The 15,125-nt window shown below is 61.0% G+C and carries 16 protein-coding genes; 6 read left to right on the forward strand and 10 right to left on the reverse strand.

The window, feature by feature from the left end; genetic code table 11:
- Positions 1-205 precede the first annotated feature (205 nt).
- The 3 genes from ACE04I_RS00795 (at position 206) to ACE04I_RS00805 (ending at position 4,527) form a co-directional block, all read left to right on the forward strand.
- Entirely contained in the window at positions 206-2,893 is a 2,688-nt protein-coding gene (locus ACE04I_RS00795) for an FtsK/SpoIIIE family DNA translocase (RefSeq protein ID WP_487206358.1), read from the forward strand.
- 74 nt (positions 2,894-2,967) lie between these two features.
- On the forward strand, positions 2,968-3,627 hold the full coding sequence (locus tag ACE04I_RS00800; RefSeq protein ID WP_082118441.1) for an outer membrane lipoprotein carrier protein LolA: 660 nt from the start codon (positions 2,968-2,970) through the stop codon (positions 3,625-3,627).
- A gap of 96 nt (positions 3,628-3,723) precedes the next feature.
- Positions 3,724-4,527, forward strand: a complete 804-nt coding sequence (locus tag ACE04I_RS00805) for an exodeoxyribonuclease III (protein ID WP_487206359.1) — start codon at positions 3,724-3,726, stop codon at positions 4,525-4,527.
- A 9-nt stretch (positions 4,528-4,536) separates the two neighbouring features.
- Here ACE04I_RS00805 and ACE04I_RS00810 read toward each other — a convergent pair whose 3' ends face one another.
- Positions 4,537-4,992: a cyclic nucleotide-binding domain-containing protein gene (locus tag ACE04I_RS00810; RefSeq protein WP_046796224.1), complete on the reverse strand. Its 456-nt coding sequence runs from the start codon at positions 4,990-4,992 to the stop codon at positions 4,537-4,539.
- Between the two features lie 11 nt (positions 4,993-5,003).
- Entirely contained in the window at positions 5,004-5,687 is a 684-nt protein-coding gene (locus ACE04I_RS00815; protein WP_046796225.1) for a response regulator transcription factor, read from the reverse strand.
- A gap of 143 nt (positions 5,688-5,830) precedes the next feature.
- On the opposite strand from ACE04I_RS00815, the gene ACE04I_RS00820 reads away from it, so the two are divergent.
- On the forward strand, positions 5,831-6,379 hold the full coding sequence (locus ACE04I_RS00820) for a L,D-transpeptidase family protein (RefSeq protein WP_487206360.1): 549 nt from the start codon (positions 5,831-5,833) through the stop codon (positions 6,377-6,379).
- Between the two features lie 48 nt (positions 6,380-6,427).
- Here ACE04I_RS00820 and leuC read toward each other — a convergent pair whose 3' ends face one another.
- The 4 genes from leuC to rplS all read right to left on the reverse strand — a co-directional run bounded on the left by leuC (position 6,428) and on the right by rplS (position 10,409).
- Complete coding sequence (gene leuC, locus ACE04I_RS00825) at positions 6,428-7,837, reverse strand: 3-isopropylmalate dehydratase large subunit (RefSeq protein ID WP_487206361.1); 1,410 nt, start codon at positions 7,835-7,837, stop codon at positions 6,428-6,430.
- Positions 7,838-8,078: 241 nt separating this feature from the next.
- Positions 8,079-8,921, reverse strand: a complete 843-nt coding sequence (locus tag ACE04I_RS00830) for an amino acid ABC transporter permease (protein ID WP_487206432.1) — start codon at positions 8,919-8,921, stop codon at positions 8,079-8,081.
- A gap of 5 nt (positions 8,922-8,926) precedes the next feature.
- On the reverse strand, positions 8,927-9,724 hold the full coding sequence (locus ACE04I_RS00835) for a basic amino acid ABC transporter substrate-binding protein (RefSeq protein ID WP_487206362.1): 798 nt from the start codon (positions 9,722-9,724) through the stop codon (positions 8,927-8,929).
- 139 nt (positions 9,725-9,863) lie between these two features.
- Positions 9,864-10,409 (reverse strand): 50S ribosomal protein L19, encoded by a 546-nt coding sequence (gene rplS / locus ACE04I_RS00840; RefSeq protein ID WP_046796230.1) that lies wholly within the window; start codon positions 10,407-10,409, stop codon positions 9,864-9,866.
- A gap of 333 nt (positions 10,410-10,742) precedes the next feature.
- Between rplS and ACE04I_RS00845 the strand changes: the two genes are divergently transcribed.
- Together ACE04I_RS00845 and ACE04I_RS00850 are read left to right on the forward strand one after the other, a co-directional pair.
- A complete protein-coding gene (locus ACE04I_RS00845; protein WP_487206363.1) occupies positions 10,743-12,191 on the forward strand; it encodes an NCS1 family nucleobase:cation symporter-1 in 1,449 nt (482 codons plus the stop codon).
- A gap of 97 nt (positions 12,192-12,288) precedes the next feature.
- On the forward strand, positions 12,289-13,035 hold the full coding sequence (locus tag ACE04I_RS00850; RefSeq protein WP_487206364.1) for a sulfite exporter TauE/SafE family protein: 747 nt from the start codon (positions 12,289-12,291) through the stop codon (positions 13,033-13,035).
- On the opposite strand, the gene trmD is transcribed toward ACE04I_RS00850, so the two are convergent.
- The 4 genes from trmD to ACE04I_RS00870 all read right to left on the reverse strand — a co-directional run bounded on the left by trmD (position 13,017) and on the right by ACE04I_RS00870 (position 15,122).
- A complete protein-coding gene (gene trmD, locus ACE04I_RS00855; RefSeq protein WP_487206365.1) occupies positions 13,017-13,712 on the reverse strand; it encodes a tRNA (guanosine(37)-N1)-methyltransferase TrmD in 696 nt (231 codons plus the stop codon). The genes ACE04I_RS00850 and trmD overlap by 19 nt on opposite strands.
- Positions 13,713-13,717: 5 nt before the next feature.
- On the reverse strand, positions 13,718-14,284 hold the full coding sequence (gene rimM / locus ACE04I_RS00860; protein ID WP_046796234.1) for a ribosome maturation factor RimM: 567 nt from the start codon (positions 14,282-14,284) through the stop codon (positions 13,718-13,720).
- A 113-nt stretch (positions 14,285-14,397) separates the two neighbouring features.
- Complete coding sequence (gene rpsP / locus ACE04I_RS00865) at positions 14,398-14,772, reverse strand: 30S ribosomal protein S16 (protein WP_046796235.1); 375 nt, start codon at positions 14,770-14,772, stop codon at positions 14,398-14,400.
- A 35-nt stretch (positions 14,773-14,807) separates the two neighbouring features.
- Positions 14,808-15,122, reverse strand: coding sequence for a chorismate mutase (locus tag ACE04I_RS00870; protein WP_487206366.1), 315 nt, complete (start codon positions 15,120-15,122; stop codon positions 14,808-14,810).
- Positions 15,123-15,125: the final 3 nt, after the last annotated feature.

The following is a 15,125-nucleotide window of genomic DNA, read 5'->3' on the forward strand; positions in this document are numbered from 1 at the left end:
CCCCGCAGGAGAGCCCGCCGCGGCTTTCGTTCGAAAAGTCGCCTTAAGCCCGGACCTCGGTTCGGGCTTTTTGCATTGCCGCGCCGGATCGTGGTTAAAGGGACATTAACCACCCGCACCTTAGTCTTGGCTGAAATAGCACAATCGGCCATCCAGCGATCGATTCGCATGGATGGCGATTGGCAGGGACAGACGGGCAAACACGATGGGCAGAAGCAGTTCGGCGGCAATGGAAACCAGGTCCACCCGCTTGGTGCTGACCGCCTTCGTCATCCGCCAGCTCATGGCGCTCACCGGCTTCGGCTTATTCATTGCCTTGGCGCTTGCCGTCGCGGCACTTGCCACCTGGAATGTCGCCGATCCGAGCTTCTCCTACGCCACCGATAATCCGCCGACCAATCTGCTCGGCTTCGCGGGCGCTGCCTTCGCCGATCTTATGATGCAATTCCTCGGGCTTGCCAGCCTGCTTGCGCTTCTGCCGGTACTTGCCTTCTCGCTCGCCCTGATCTCCGGTCGCAGATATGACCGTATCCCCGCGCGGCTAGCGGCCTGGGGAGGTGGAACCTTGCTTTCGGCCGCCACGCTCGGCTGTTTTCCGGCGCCGCCCACCTGGCCGATCCCGAACGGTATCGGCGGTGTCATCGGTGACATGATCCTGCGCTTTCCGGCTCTCTTCGTCGGCACGTATCCGACGGGTATCGTTGCCACAGTCCTCGGCGTTATTTTCGCGCTGCCTTCCGCCTGGTTGCTGCTCTTTGCCTCCGGCCTGGTCGGCGAGGCCTTCGAAGACAGCGAAGATGACGAGGCTCCCGTCGCGGCCGCCAAGACCCGTTCAAAACGGGAGGAGGCCGAGGAGGACGAGGATGATGAAGGCGGCTTTGCCGGTTTCCTGGCCTTCGGAGCGCTCGCCCATTATTGGTACATTGCTCAGGCCCGGTTGCGCCGTCTGGCGGGGATCAAGCCGCGTGCGCGGGTAAGTTTCGACCAGCCCTATGATTTCAATGAGGACGAATTCGGCACGCTGAACGAGCCGATGCGGGCTAAGGCTGCATCGGGTTCCGCCAGCCGCCGGCTTGAACCGTCGCTTGACGGTTCCTCGTCTGCGGTAGGTGCTTCCCGTCGCGTGGTCGCGGCCCCTGCGATGTCCATCGACGATGACGAGGATGACGATCCGCCCTTCGACATGGACATGTCCCGCCGTCCCGCAGGTATCCTGCCCGACGACGACGATGCGCCCTTCGTCGCCTCGCGAGCGCCGCAGCCGGTCGGAGCGGGTTCACGGATGGCGTCGCGTGTCACTCCTGCGGCGGCACCGCCGAAGCCGAGCGCGCGCGTGGTGCGCGAGGCGCAGGCGTCCTTCATCGATTCCGACGGTTTCCAGCTCCCCTCCATCCATCTGCTCGCCGAGCCGAGGGCGGTTGCCCGCGACGCTTCTCTTTCGGCCGATGCGCTGGAACAGAACGCCCGCATGCTGGAAGGCGTGCTGGAGGATTTCGGCGTCAAGGGCGAGATCATCCATGTCCGTCCCGGTCCGGTGGTCACGCTCTATGAGTTGGAGCCGGCGCCCGGCATCAAGTCTTCCCGCGTCATCGGCCTGGCCGACGATATCGCCCGCTCGATGAGCGCGATCGCCGCGCGCGTGGCGGTAGTGCCCGGGCGAAACGCGATCGGCATCGAGTTGCCGAACCGCACGCGCGAGACGGTCTATCTGCGCGAAATGATCGGCAGCAAGGATTTCGAGGCGAGCAAGGCCAAGCTCGCTATGGCACTCGGCAAGACGATCGGTGGAGAGCCGGTGGTCGCTGATCTTGCCAAGATGCCTCACCTGCTCGTCGCAGGTACGACGGGCTCCGGTAAATCGGTCGCCATCAACACCATGATCCTCTCGCTGCTTTACCGCTACACGCCGGAAAAATGCCGATTGATCATGATCGATCCGAAGATGCTCGAACTTTCCGTCTACGACGGCATCCCGCATCTTCTCTCTCCCGTCGTCACCGATCCGAAAAAGGCAGTGGTTGCGCTCAAGTGGACCGTCCGCGAGATGGAAGAGCGCTACAAGAAGATGTCGAAGATCGGCGTGCGAAACATCGACGGCTTCAACACACGGGTGGAGCAGGCGCTCGCAAAGGGCGAGGTGCTGACCCGCACGGTGCAGACCGGCTTCGACCGACAGACCGGCGAGGCAATCTACGAGACGGAGGAATTCGATCTCCAGCCGATGCCCTATATCGTCGTCATCATCGACGAGATGGCAGACCTGATGATGGTCGCCGGCAAGGATATCGAAGGCGCGGTTCAGCGTCTGGCGCAGATGGCCCGTGCGGCCGGCATCCACGTCATCATGGCCACCCAGCGCCCGTCTGTGGACGTGATCACAGGCACGATCAAGGCAAACTTCCCGACGCGCATCTCCTTCCAGGTGACCTCAAAGATCGACAGCCGGACTATCCTCGGCGAGCAGGGAGCGGAACAGCTCCTCGGCATGGGCGACATGCTCTATATGGCCGGCGGTGGCCGCATCCAACGCGTTCATGGGCCGTTCGTCTCGGACATCGAGGTCGAGGAGATCGTCGCCTACTTGAAAACTCAAGGCGCACCCCAATATCTCGAGGCGATCACGGCCGATGACGACGAGGATGGCGACGGCGGCGGACCTGCCGGTACTTCCAACCTTTCGGATTCGGACGACCCCTATGACCAGGCGGTGGCAATCGTGCTGCGCGACGGCAAGGCTTCCACCTCCTACGTCCAGCGCAGGCTGGGCATCGGCTACAACCGTGCCGCCTCGCTCATCGAGCGAATGGAGAAAGAGGGGCTGATCGGACCGGCGAACCACGCCGGCAAGCGTGAGATTCTGGTTCCGACCGAGGCGGATATTCTGGATCGGTAACAGGTTGTTGAAGAGGGTGCCGGGCCATCAAGCCGCCGCCTTTCACGCGCAGGAAGCAGCGGAAGGAGATACAAATGAAGAACCAAAAAACCATCCTTTCGGGCGCGCTCGGCCGCAGGCAGTTTTCCCTCGGTCTTGCAGGTCTGGCAGCCGCGGCACTGATGCCGGCATCCGGTTTTGCCCAGGGCGCCGGTGGCTCGGCAGCGGCGCAGCGCATTGCGGACCATTTTTCCTCGGTCAAGACGATGATGGGCGAATTCGTGCAATTCGGCCCCCGCGGCGAACAGACGGGCGGTAAATTCTTCATAGAACGTCCCGGCCGGCTGCGCTTCAATTTCGACGATCCATCGCCGATCCGGGTGATCGCCGATGGCAAGAACGTCGTCATCGGCAATATGAAGCTGAAGACGTGGGACCTTTATCCGCTCTCCAAGACGCCGCTGAGCCTGCTGCTGGCAAGTAAGATCGACCTGTCGAACCAGATGGTGCGCGGCGCGCGGGTGGAGGATGATCTGACGACGATCGTTCTCGGCAACAAGACAATATTCGGAGACTCGACCATCACGATGATGTTCGATTCCAAGACTTACGACCTGCGCCAGTGGACGATCACCGATGCTCAGAACAAGGACACGTCGGTGATGATATACAACGTCAAGACCGGTGTGGGTCTTGACGACAAGATATTCAACATTCCCTATGCGGAAGTGCATCGCCCCCGCAGCCGCAACTGACGGAGCATGCCCCGAAGGCGGCCGCAGCGGCCGCCTTTTTGCTTCTCAGCGCCCGTGGAATCTCCTAAACCTCGCTGGCCAAGCGAGGGACAGTGCATGACGTTTTCTATCACGACCTGGAACATCAACTCGGTGCGGCTGCGCATGCCGATCGTCGAGCAGTTCCTCGTCCGCCACAAGCCGGACATTCTCTGCCTGCAGGAGATCAAGTGCATGGAGCCGGAGTTTCCGCTCCAGCCGCTGAAGGACCTGGGATACGGGCACATCATCATTCATGGCCAAAAGGGCTATCACGGCGTAGCCATCGCCTCGAAAGTGCCGCTTCACGAAGACCATCGGCAGAATTATTGCGGGGTCGGCGATGCGCGTCACATTTCGGCGATCTTCGAACGTGGTTCGCGGCGCATAAGGCTTCATAATTTCTACGTCCCCGCCGGCGGCGACGAGCCGGATCGCACGATCAACCCAAAGTTCGGCCACAAGCTGGATTTCATCGAGGAGATGAAGTCGCTGAAGGCCGACGCCATGCCGGGCATCTCCTCCATCCTCGTCGGGGATCTCAACATCGCACCCCTGGAACACGATGTCTGGTCGCACAAGCAGCTCCTGAAGATCGTCAGCCACACGCCTGTCGAGACCGATGGCATGAAGGAGATCATCGCCAAGGGCGGCTGGCTGGATCTGATGCGCCAATACACGCCGGAGCCGGAGAAGATCTATACGTGGTGGAGCTACCGCGCCAAGGACTGGGAAGCGGCGAACAAAGGTCGCCGGCTCGACCATATCTGGTCGTCCGCCGATCTCGGTCCTTTCCTGGAGCGGATCGACGTGCTGAAGGAAGCGCGCGGCTGGAACCAGCCGTCCGACCATGTGCCGGTCACGGCGGTCTTCAAGATCTGAAGCGGAATGTCAGCGAAAGCGGTGCTGCATGGCGGCAGCCGCTTTGGCGAGGCCGGTGATATTTTCGCGTATGCGCATTTCGACTGCGTGGCCCACTTGGGGATATTCCTCCAGCAGACGGTGGAAAAGCGAGCGGGTGATGCGCAGCGCTTCGGAATCTTCCAGGGCGATCGCGGTGAACTTGCGCTCCACCATGGTGACGAGCGCCAGCTCCGAAAGCAGCGTGCCTGGCCCGGCGACTTTCTCGGCAACGAGATTGCCGTCGCGCCCGGCGGCCAATAGCTCGAATCGGCCGCTTGCCACGACAAAGGCGCTTTCCGCCGGCGATCTTTCGCGGAAAAGCTCCTGGCCCGCAGCCACGCCCCGCCGTTCAGCGCCGAAAGCGATCAGCCGCAATTGATCGCTATCCAACCCCCGGAAGAGCGGAACCTGGGAAATCAGGCGTATATCGTCGGCAAGCGCCATTGATGTTCTTCTTAAGGGACGATCTTGTAGCCGCCGTTTTCGGTAACCAAGATCTCGGCATTGGAAGGATCACGCTCGATCTTCTGGCGCAGACGGTAGACATGCGTTTCGAGCGTATGGGTGGTCACGCCGGAATTATAGCCCCAGACTTCTTCGAGGAGCACATCGCGGGTCACCACCTTTTGGCCGGCGCGATAGAGATAGCGGATGATGGCCGCCTCCTTTTCCGTCAGCCGGATCTTTTTTCCGTCATCGGTGGTGAGCAGTTTCTGGCTCGGCTTGAAGAGATAGGGGCCAACCGTAAAGGTTGCATCCTCACTCTGTTCGTACTGCCGGAGTTGGGCCCGGATGCGTGCGAGAAGCACGGCGAACCGGAAGGGCTTGGTGATGTAGTCGTTGGCGCCCGCCTCAAGACCGAGAATGGTGTCGGAATCGGTGTCGTGCCCGGTCAGCATGATGATCGGTGCCTTGAAGCCGTTCTTGCGCAGCAGCTTCACCGCTTCGCGGCCGTCCATGTCCGGCAGGCCGACATCCATGATGAGGAGATCGACCTGGCTGGCTTTTGCGGCGCCCATGGCCTTTGTGGCTGTGGCTTCCTGCAAGAGGTTGAATTCGTCATAGAGCGATAGCTGCTCCACGAGTGTCTCGCGCAGATCGTTGTCGTCGTCCACCAGCAGAATCGTCCGCGCTGCCATACGTCCTTGCCTCTCGTCTCGCGTGTTCGCTCAGCGCCAGCCGATAGTTTTCAGCGGCACAATTGGTTCGGGCGCTTGATCTAAGTCCCATCGTGCTATGAATTCAAACGAAATCATTTTCAAAGCAAAAACTTGTGAGAAAAATGGCGCATTTTCGAAAGAGGGCAACGGGTTCGCCCGGTGTCGTGACGGTGCGGGCCGCTCCCCGCTGCTCCACGCGCGCGATCGTCAGCTTTGGGGGAATTACGGTTCCAGCAGTGATCGGCCGTTCCGGACGCAGCATTCTCAAGCGGGAAGGGGATGGTGCAACGCCGATTGCAGCCATGCCGCTGCTTTACGGGTTCACACGCGGCGACCGGGTGCGATCGCTTGCCACGCCCTTGCCGGTAAGGCGAATCCGCAAGGACATGCTGTGGTGTGACCAGCCCGAGCACGCTTCCTACAATCGCCTGGTCAAGGCACCCTTCCAACGAAGCCATGAGGAGATGATGCGCCAGGACGGCCTCTATGACATCTGCCTCGTGCTCGATTGGAACATCACCTCGCGCCGGCGCCATCGCGGGTCGGCCATCTTTTTCCACCTGATCAAGCCTGGATACCAACCGACGGCGGGCTGCGTTGCCGTAAGCCTCGCCGATATGAGACGGTTGATCCGCTTCATGCGCAAGGGAACCGTGGTGCGGGTTCTATGAAAAAGGCCGGGAAGTACCCGGCCTTTTCGATTTCTTGGGGTGAACCGCCTATTTCCAGTCGCGGATATCGACGAAATGGCCGGCGATCGCGGCCGCGGCGGCCATGGCCGGCGAGACGAGATGGGTCCGGCCCTTGTAGCCCTGGCGGCCCTCGAAATTGCGGTTCGAGGTGGAGGCGCAGCGCTCACCCGGCTTCAGGCGGTCGTCGTTCATCGCCAGGCACATGGAGCAGCCCGGCTCGCGCCATTCGAAGCCGGCTTCCTTGAAGATCTTGTCGAGACCTTCGGCTTCCGCCTGCTCCTTCACGATGCCTGAGCCCGGCACGATCATCGCGTTGACCGTGGAAGCAACCTTCCTGCCTTCGACGACCTTGGCCGCGGCACGCAGATCCTCGATACGGCCATTGGTGCAGGAGCCGATGAAGACGCGATCGATGGCGATGTCGGTTATCTTAGTGCCGGGCTGGAGACCCATATATTCGAGGGCGCGCCACTTGGAGGTTCGCTTCGTCTCCTCCTGGATGTCGTCCGGGTTCGGCACGGTGCCTTGAACTGAAATAACGTCTTCCGGCGAAGAGCCCCAGGAGACGATTGGCGGCAGGTTGGCGGCATCGAGCACGACGACCTTGTCGAAATGCGCGCCTTCTTCCGTGTGCAGCGTCTTCCAGTAGTCGAGCGCCATGTCCCAAGCCTTGCCTTTGGGAGCGCGCGGCTTGTCCTTGATGTACTCGAAGGTGGTTTCGTCCGGTGCGATGAGGCCGGCGCGGGCGCCACCTTCGATCGTCATGTTGCAGACGGTCATGCGGCCTTCCATGGAGAGCGAACGAATCGCCTCGCCGGCGAATTCGATCACGTGGCCGGTACCACCGGCGGTGCCGATCGCGCCGATGATAGCGAGGATGATGTCCTTGGCGGTGACGCCTTCCGGCAGCTTGCCGTCGACGCGCACCAGCATGTTCTTCGCTTTTTTCTGCACCAGAGTCTGGGTCGCGAGAACGTGCTCGACCTCCGACGTGCCGATGCCGTGGGCGAGGGCGCCGAACGCGCCGTGGGTGGAGGTGTGGCTGTCACCGCAGACGATCGTCATGCCGGGCAAGGTGAAGCCTTGTTCAGGCCCGACGATATGGACGATGCCCTGACGGATGTCCTTTTCGGAATAATATTCGACGCCGAAATCCCTGGCGTTCTGAGCGAGCGCCTCGACTTGGATGCGGCTTTCCTCGTTCTTGATTCCGAGGTGCCGGTCGGGCGAGGTGGGAACGTTGTGGTCGACGACGGCGAGCGTCTTCTCAGGCGCGCGGACCTTGCGGCCAGCCATGCGCAAGCCTTCGAAAGCCTGCGGCGACGTCACTTCGTGAACGAGGTGACGGTCGATGTAGAGAAGACAGGTTCCGTTCTCGTCCTGGCTGACGACATGGTCGTCCCAGATCTTGTCATAGAGGGTGCGGGGTGCGCTCATGGCTGCTATCCGTAATGCTGACTGAAAGGGATTGAGGTTGGCAGCGGCTGGCTGCCTCATGCTGAATGAAGTCAGCTAAGTCGGTCGCAAAGCGCCCCGGATACGCGCGCGTAAAATCGTGCCGGCAGGCGCTTATGATCCTGTAGCACGATGAACTGTTTCGCGAGGCATCCGAATTTCGATCCCATGGCGTGAGCTTCTAGCAGTTTTTCCGGAGCGCGGCAATCTTGAAGCTGCTGCATCATCTCTCGAGCTTGGCGCGTGCGATGGGTGTGCCGTTGGTACGCAAGCGCCTCTCGATACCTCGTAGGGCAAGCGAAAGCCCGATCGTCAACAGAAGGTAGATATAGGTGACGATCGAATAGGTCTCGAAGAAGCGGAACGAGCCGGCTGCATAGACCTTGGCCATCTGCGTGATGTCGGCGACGCCGAGCACGGAGACGAGCGAACTATCCTTCACCATCGATACGAAATCATTGGAGAGCGGAGGAAAGATCACCCGCATGGCCTGAGGGAAAACGATCAGCCGGAAGCGCTGGAAACGGGTGAGGCCAAGCGCCTTCGCCGCTTCGATTTGTCCCTCGTCGACCGACTGGAATCCTGCGCGGAATATCTCGGCGATGAAGGCGGCATAACCGATCGTCAGCGCGATCACAGCTCGCCAAAGCAGAGAAACATCCCGAACGAGCAGGCTTTCCGCCAGGCCGCCGTCGATCAGTGGCGCTAATGCCCAATTGTAGAGCGTGACGAAGACCGGTGCACCGACGAACGCAATGTAGAAAAGCAGAACGAGGATCGGTATGCCGCGGATCATCTCGACATAGAAGCGCGCCGCCTGCCGGAGCACGATATTGTCGGAAAGACCGGCGAGCGCGATGCCGAGTCCAAGCACGGTCGCCAGCGAAAAGGCGGCAAGCGTCACGCCGATGGTGACCCCGATTCCCTTGGCTACGACACCGAAGACCTGCGTATAAAGCTCGTTGAAGGCGATCACGCCGGCGAGCACGAGACAAAGCATCCCGAAGACGGCGAGCCACCAGGGGAAATCCTGCGGTTCGGCGACTTTCCGACCGGAAGCCGTCATGAGGCTCACTGGCCCATCTTGTAGTCGAGGAACCACTTCCTGTTCAGGTTATCCAGCGTGCCGTTGGCCTTCAGCGCGGCGATTGCGGCGTTGATCGGTGCAACGAGGTCGGACCCTTTCCTGAAGATGAAACCGAAGTCCTCCGTACCTAGCGGCTCGCCGACGATCTTCAATGTGCCGCCAGAGGCCTTCACATAGCCTTCACCGGCGGTGCTGTCCGTCAGCACCAGATCGACATCGCCCGCTTTCAACGCCTGCACCGTCGCTCCGAAGGTCTCGAAGAGCTTGATGCGCGGGTTCTGCTCATTACCGTCAAGGATTTCGTAGACCGCCGTGTAGAACGGGCTTGTCCCCGGCTGAGCGCCGATGAGAGCGTCTTCTAACCCGGCAAAGCTCTTGGCGTCGGAAAAACGGGTCTCGTCGCTGCGCACCAGCATGAGCTGCTGCGAGCGCATGTAAGGTTCAGAGAAATCCACCTTCTCCTTGCGGTCGTCCTTGATCGTTATGCCGGTCATGCCGATGTCATACTGCCCATCCGCCACGGCCTGGATCATCGCATCCCAACTGGTGTTCTGGTACTCCAGTTTGAAATTGAGGCGTTTGGCGATCTCGTTCATCGCATCATATTCCCAGCCGATCGCAGCACCGCTTTTGGGATCGACGAATTGCAGCGGAGGATAGGCGTTTTCCTTCACCACGACCACGGTGCGTCCCCCGAGATCGGGCAGCTCCGCCGCCTGGCCGCTGAGCGGCGCAAAAAGGAGTGCAGCAAGACCGGCGAGGAATGGGCGTCGGGAGAGCATTGGAAATCCCTCATGAAGTGGACGGCGGAAAGGTCTCACACTTCAAAAGCGAATGGCAAGGCCGGTATTTGCGCGGTGCAGAGAGGAAACAAAAAAGGCGGCCCGAGAGCCGCCTTTTCCGAAAATGATTGTTCGACGCTTATTCGGCGGAAGCTTCCGCAGCCTTCGCTGCTTCGGCAGCTTCTGCCGCTGCCTTTGCTTCTGCTGCTTCCGCTGCAGCCTTCTCGGCGGCGAGAGCCTGGGCGGCTGCCACCTTCTCGGCCTCGATGCGTGCCTTCTCTTCGGCAAGAGCCTGGCGCTCGGCTTCGTTCAGCTTGCGGGCGCGGGTGCCGGTGTTCTCGACGATACGAGCCGACTTGCCGCGACGATCGCGCAGGTAGTAAAGCTTGGCGCGGCGGACCTTACCGCGGCGGACGACATCGACGCTTTCGACGAGCGGCGAGTAGACCGGGAAAACGCGCTCGACGCCTTCGCCGTAGGAGATCTTGCGGACGGTGAAGCTTTCGTTGACACCGCCGCCGGAGCGGGCGATGCAGACGCCTTCATAGGCCTGTACGCGGGTACGGTTACCTTCGCGAACGCGAACGTTGACGCGGACGGTATCGCCCGGAGAGAATTCCGGAAGGGTGCGCTGAGCGGCGATTTTGGCGGCCTGTTCGGCTTCCAATTCCTGGATTATGTTCATCGGTCAAACCTCTAAGTTCTTCTGAAACAGCCAGAGCGCTCGATGATGTCCCTTGGATCAAGCCTCGGGATTTGCCGTCAGGCAGAGCGGATTCGCCATTCTTTGCTTGCTGGTCGACGGGATTATTTCCCATTTCCGGGTGCGCCAATACACGAAAGAGTCCCGATTGTCATCCCTTAATGGAAAAATTCCCGAGGGCTTCGATCCTGACGGGCAAGATAGCAAAGACGAAGGCTGTGCATGGCGTGATTAACAATTTGTCAAATGCCGAGATAAGCAGCAGACTTGCTGCGGAGCCTGTGGCTCCAGGGAAGGCATGGGAGGGGATATATCATGTCGGTCAGCAATCCGTCGCCCTCGTTGTACAACGAGGATCTTGCGCCCGCCGAGGAGCGGAGGTGGGGCGCTTTCAGCATTTTCAACGTCTGGACGTCCGACGTCCATAGCCTTTGGGGCTATTATCTCGCGGCGAGCCTGTTCCTGCTCTGCGGCAGCTTTGTGAATTTCGTCATCGCGATCGGCATCGGTTCGCTGGTGATCTTCGTCCTCATGAGCCTGGTGGGTAATGCCGGCGTGCGCACCGGCGTGCCGTTCCCGGTGCTCGCGCGCGCTTCCTTCGGCACGTTCGGGGCCAACGCACCGGCACTCGTTCGCGCAGTCGTCGCCTGCTTCTGGTACGGTGCGCAAACCGCGGCCGCCTCGGGCGCCATCGTCGCGCTGCTCATCCGGAACGAAAGCCTGCTCGCATTCCACCAGAGCAGTCACATGCTCGGCCATTCGACGCTCGAAGTGATCTGCTATGTGATCGTATGGGCGCTGCAGTTGCTGATTATCCAGCGCGGCATGGAAACCGTCCGCAAATTCCAGGATTGGGCGGGCCCGGCTGTCTGGATCATGATGCTGATCCTCGCAGTCTACCTGCTCGTGAAATCCGGCACCTTCTCATTCGGCTCCGAAATTCCGCGGGATGTTCTTATCGAAAAGACCAAGGACGCGGGCGTACCCGGAGAGCCGGGGTCATTCGCTGCGCTTGCAGCCGTCGCGGCGACCTGGATTACCTATTTTGCGGCGCTCTATCTGAATTTCTGCGATTTTTCGCGTTATGCAAAGGATGAGAAGACTTTGCGGAAGGGCAACCTCTGGGGGCTGCCGATCAATCTTCTGGCCTTCTGCCTGGTTGCCGGTGTCACCACCACGGCCGCCTATGCCGTCTACGGCGAAGTCCTGCTGCATCCGGATCAGATTTCGGCGAAATTCGATAGCTGGTTCCTGGCCCTGCTCGCCGCGCTCACTTTCGCGGTGGCGACGCTCGGCATCAATGTCGTGGCGAACTTCGTTTCGCCGGCATTCGACTTCGCGAATGTCTTCCCGCGCCAGATCTCCTTCAAGCGGGGCGGATACATCGCCGCGCTGATCGCGCTCGCGCTCTATCCGTTCGCGCCATGGGAAACGGGTGCGGCGCATTTCGTCAACTTCATCGGTTCCACGATGGGGCCGATCTTCGGGATCATGATGGTCGACTACTATCTCATCCGAAAGAGCCAGCTCAACGTAGAGGCGCTTTACCACGAAGATGGCGAGTTCCGCTTCCAGAAAGGCTGGCACGGCAATGCCTTCATCGCCTTTGCAGTCGGCGCGCTTTTTTCCTCCATCCTGCCGACCTTCACCACCATATTGCCGGCCTGGTGGGGGACCTATGGATGGTTCTTCGGCGTGGCTATCGGTGGCGCCGTGTATTTCATGTTGAGGGCGGGCGCGCGCCACAAACCCGCCTTCGCCTGATTCTCGATCAGGAGGATGCCCGTCGACTCAAGCGAGCATCCTCCTTTCCCGCCCGTTCTCGTTTTTCCCGTAAAAGCTCCCAGTTTCGAATCCGCTGATGACCCTTGCCTCTATAGTATTCCTGTTCGTCGCCGGCTTCCTTTCCGGCGCAGTCAATGCCATTGCCGGCGGCGGCACATTCCTGACGTTCGGAGCCATGACGCTTGGCGGCATACCGCCGATTTCGGCCAATGCCACATCCTCCATCGTGCAGTTTCCGGGTTACGTCACGTCGACGCTCGCCTATTGGGACGAGATATCCAGCCGCTGGCGCAGCGCGCTTGCCCTGGCGGTCGTTTCGGTGATCGGAGCCATCGGCGGATCGCTGCTGCTCCTGTCGCTCGACAATCCGTCTTTCCGCGCCATCGTGCCGTGGCTCCTGGCTGCCGCCACGGCGGTGTTCGCTGCCGGTCCGTGGCTGAAACCGAAAGCATCCGCCGAGCGCCCCGCCAATTCGCTGCCGAGCGTGGCAGCGCAGCTTCCGACCGCTATCTATGGCGGCTTTTTCGGCGCCGGCATGGGCATCATGATGCTGGCGGTGCTCGGCCTCACCACGGGTGGCAGCTATCACCATCTCAACGCGCTCAAGAATCTCCTCTCGATGCTGATCGCGGCGGTGGCGATCGTCATCTTCGTCGGCGGCGGGGTGATCGCCTGGCCTGAGGCGATCGTGATGATTCCCGCTGGCGCTCTTGGAGGCTATGCGGGCGTCTGGATGGCGAGGCGGGTTCCGCAGGCTGTGTTGCGCTGGTGTGTGGTTGCCGTCGGCACGGCGCTCACCGTCTACTATTTCGTGACGGGCTGATCGGCAAGAAGGTCGGGACGGCGCTCCTCCGTCAGCCGCTGCGCCTGCTCATGCCGCCATCTTTCGATCGCCGCATGGTTTCCGGAGGTCAGCACGGCGGGTATTTCCCGGCCTTCGAAGACTTGCGGACGGGTATAGTGCGGGTGCTCGAGAAGCCCGTTCTCGAAGCTCTCATGAGTGCCGGAAAGCGCGTTGCCCATGACGCCGGGCAGAATGCGCACAACGGCGTCGAGCAGGGTCAGCGCGGCGGGCTCTCCGCCCGAAAGGACGTAGTCACCGATCGAAACTTCTTCGAGACCGCGAGCGTCGATCACCCGCTGGTCGACCCCCTCGAACCGACCGCAGACGATAACTGCGCCGCCGGCCGCCGCCAATTCTCGCACCCTTGCCTGCGTCAGCGGCTTTCCGCGTGGGCTCATCAGCAGACGCGGGCGGTTGTCGTCCTTCGAAGCATGATCGATGGCTCTAGCAAGGACATCCGGTTTCAGCACCATCCCGGCACCACCGCCGGCCGGTGTATCATCCACCGTTCGATGCTTGTCCTCGGCGAAGTCCCTGATCTGCACCGTTTCGAGGGACCACTGGCCGCGCTCCAGCGCTTTTCCGGCCAGAGAATGGCCAAGATGACCGGGAAACATTTCGGGATAAAGCGTCAGTATCGTCGCGCGGAAAACCATGGGCCTTAACTGCCCTTGCGGCGGAAGCTCTTTCCCGGACCGCCCTCATCAGGCTCTTCGGTCAAGCCGGCGGCCTGCGGATCGATCAGGATTTTTCCTCCCTCAAGGTCGATTTCCAACACCGCGGCTTCCGAAAAGGGGATGAGGGCCGGGCGACGGCCGGCGCCTTTCAGCTCCAGGAGGTCGCCGGCACCGAAGTCGAAGATGGCGCTGACGGTTCCATAACTCTTGCCGTCGCGATCGACCACTTCCAGTCCTTCGAGATCGGCGTAGTAGAACTCGTCCTCGTCCAACTCCTCGTCGGGCAGGTTGTCGCGTTCTATGAAGAGTTCCAGCCCATTCAAGGCTTCGGCCGCATTCCTGTCATTGATGCCGCGGAAGCGGATGATCACGACGTTCTTGCCTTCGCGGATCTCAAGGATTTCGAAAACCCGGCCGTCTTCGCTGTGGAGATTGCCGTAGTCGCCAAGCGCCATGGGATCGGCTGCATAGGACCGCACGCGCACTTCTCCCCTCAGGCCCTGGGGTGCTCCGATCGTCGCCATCAGAATGGGGTTCTCAAGCTTCGTCATGCGGGTCTTCATCTCGTTGTGTCGCTTCATTTAAGCTCCGCGCGATCAAAAGCAAACAGCAAAACGGGCGGCATGTTGCCATGCCACCCGTCGAAAATGCCGGAACGCTGAAATTATTCCGCTGCGGCTTCGGCTGCTGCGGCCTTGGCGTCTTCCTCGCGCTGAGCACGCTCGGCGGCGCGTTCCTGGGCCTTCTTGCCCGGCTTTGCCTTTTCCGGGTTGCTGCGGACGTCGCGCTGAGCGATGCCGGCTTCCGCGAGGAAGCGCAGAACGCGGTCGGTCGGCTGCGCGCCGTTGTCGAGCCAATGCTTGATGCGATCGGCGTCCAGTTCAACGCGCTTTGCATCTTCCTTGGCCAGCATCGGGTTCCAGGAACCGAGCTTTTCGAGGAAGCGGCCGTCGCGCGGGCTGCGGGCGTCGGCAACGACGACGTGGTAGTACGGACGCTTCTTGGAGCCGCCGCGGGCGAGACGAATTTTAAGGGCCATTTCAATTTACTCCTTGGGTTTTCTCTGGGCCGCCATCAGGCGGTCGTGTTGCCGCCATGCTCGGCGGCGATCGCTTCATGATGCCGGATCACTTCCCTGATGATGAAGTTCAGGAACTTCTCAGCAAAGTCCGGGTCCAGATGAGCTTCCTTCGCCAATTGGCGAAGGCGTTCGATCTGGTATTCCTCGCGCGCCGGGTCGGCCGGCGGCAAATCGTGCTTGGCCTTCAAGAGACCAACTTCCTTGGTGCAGCGAAAACGCTCTGCCAGCATGTGCACGAGCGCCGCATCGATGTTGTCGATCGACTGGCGATAGCTCGAAAGCCGGGCCTTCACCTCGGGGTCAACCATCCA

The organism is Rhizobium moroccans (assembly GCF_057559155.1).

Bases quoted from the DNA above. Each gene is read 5' to 3' on its own strand.
- ACE04I_RS00795 (WP_487206358.1), top strand. From the start codon at position 206: ATGGGCAGAAGCAGTTCGGCGGCAATGGAAACCAGGTCCACCCGCTTG.
- ACE04I_RS00800 (WP_082118441.1), top strand. From the start codon at position 2,968: ATGAAGAACCAAAAAACCATCCTTTCGGGCGCGCTCGGCCGCAGGCAG.
- ACE04I_RS00805 (WP_487206359.1), top strand. From the start codon at position 3,724: ATGACGTTTTCTATCACGACCTGGAACATCAACTCGGTGCGGCTGCGC.
- ACE04I_RS00810 (WP_046796224.1), bottom strand. From the start codon at position 4,992: ATGGCGCTTGCCGACGATATACGCCTGATTTCCCAGGTTCCGCTCTTC.
- ACE04I_RS00815 (WP_046796225.1), bottom strand. From the start codon at position 5,687: ATGGCAGCGCGGACGATTCTGCTGGTGGACGACGACAACGATCTGCGC.
- ACE04I_RS00820 (WP_487206360.1), top strand. From the start codon at position 5,831: ATGGCGCATTTTCGAAAGAGGGCAACGGGTTCGCCCGGTGTCGTGACG.
- leuC (WP_487206361.1), bottom strand. From the start codon at position 7,837: ATGAGCGCACCCCGCACCCTCTATGACAAGATCTGGGACGACCATGTC.
- ACE04I_RS00830 (WP_487206432.1), bottom strand. From the start codon at position 8,921: ATGACGGCTTCCGGTCGGAAAGTCGCCGAACCGCAGGATTTCCCCTGG.
- ACE04I_RS00835 (WP_487206362.1), bottom strand. From the start codon at position 9,724: ATGCTCTCCCGACGCCCATTCCTCGCCGGTCTTGCTGCACTCCTTTTT.
- rplS (WP_046796230.1), bottom strand. From the start codon at position 10,409: ATGAACATAATCCAGGAATTGGAAGCCGAACAGGCCGCCAAAATCGCC.
- ACE04I_RS00845 (WP_487206363.1), top strand. From the start codon at position 10,743: ATGTCGGTCAGCAATCCGTCGCCCTCGTTGTACAACGAGGATCTTGCG.
- ACE04I_RS00850 (WP_487206364.1), top strand. From the start codon at position 12,289: ATGACCCTTGCCTCTATAGTATTCCTGTTCGTCGCCGGCTTCCTTTCC.
- trmD (WP_487206365.1), bottom strand. From the start codon at position 13,712: ATGGTTTTCCGCGCGACGATACTGACGCTTTATCCCGAAATGTTTCCC.
- rimM (WP_046796234.1), bottom strand. From the start codon at position 14,284: ATGACGAAGCTTGAGAACCCCATTCTGATGGCGACGATCGGAGCACCC.
- rpsP (WP_046796235.1), bottom strand. From the start codon at position 14,772: ATGGCCCTTAAAATTCGTCTCGCCCGCGGCGGCTCCAAGAAGCGTCCG.
- ACE04I_RS00870 (WP_487206366.1), bottom strand. From the start codon at position 15,122: ATGGTTGACCCCGAGGTGAAGGCCCGGCTTTCGAGCTATCGCCAGTCG.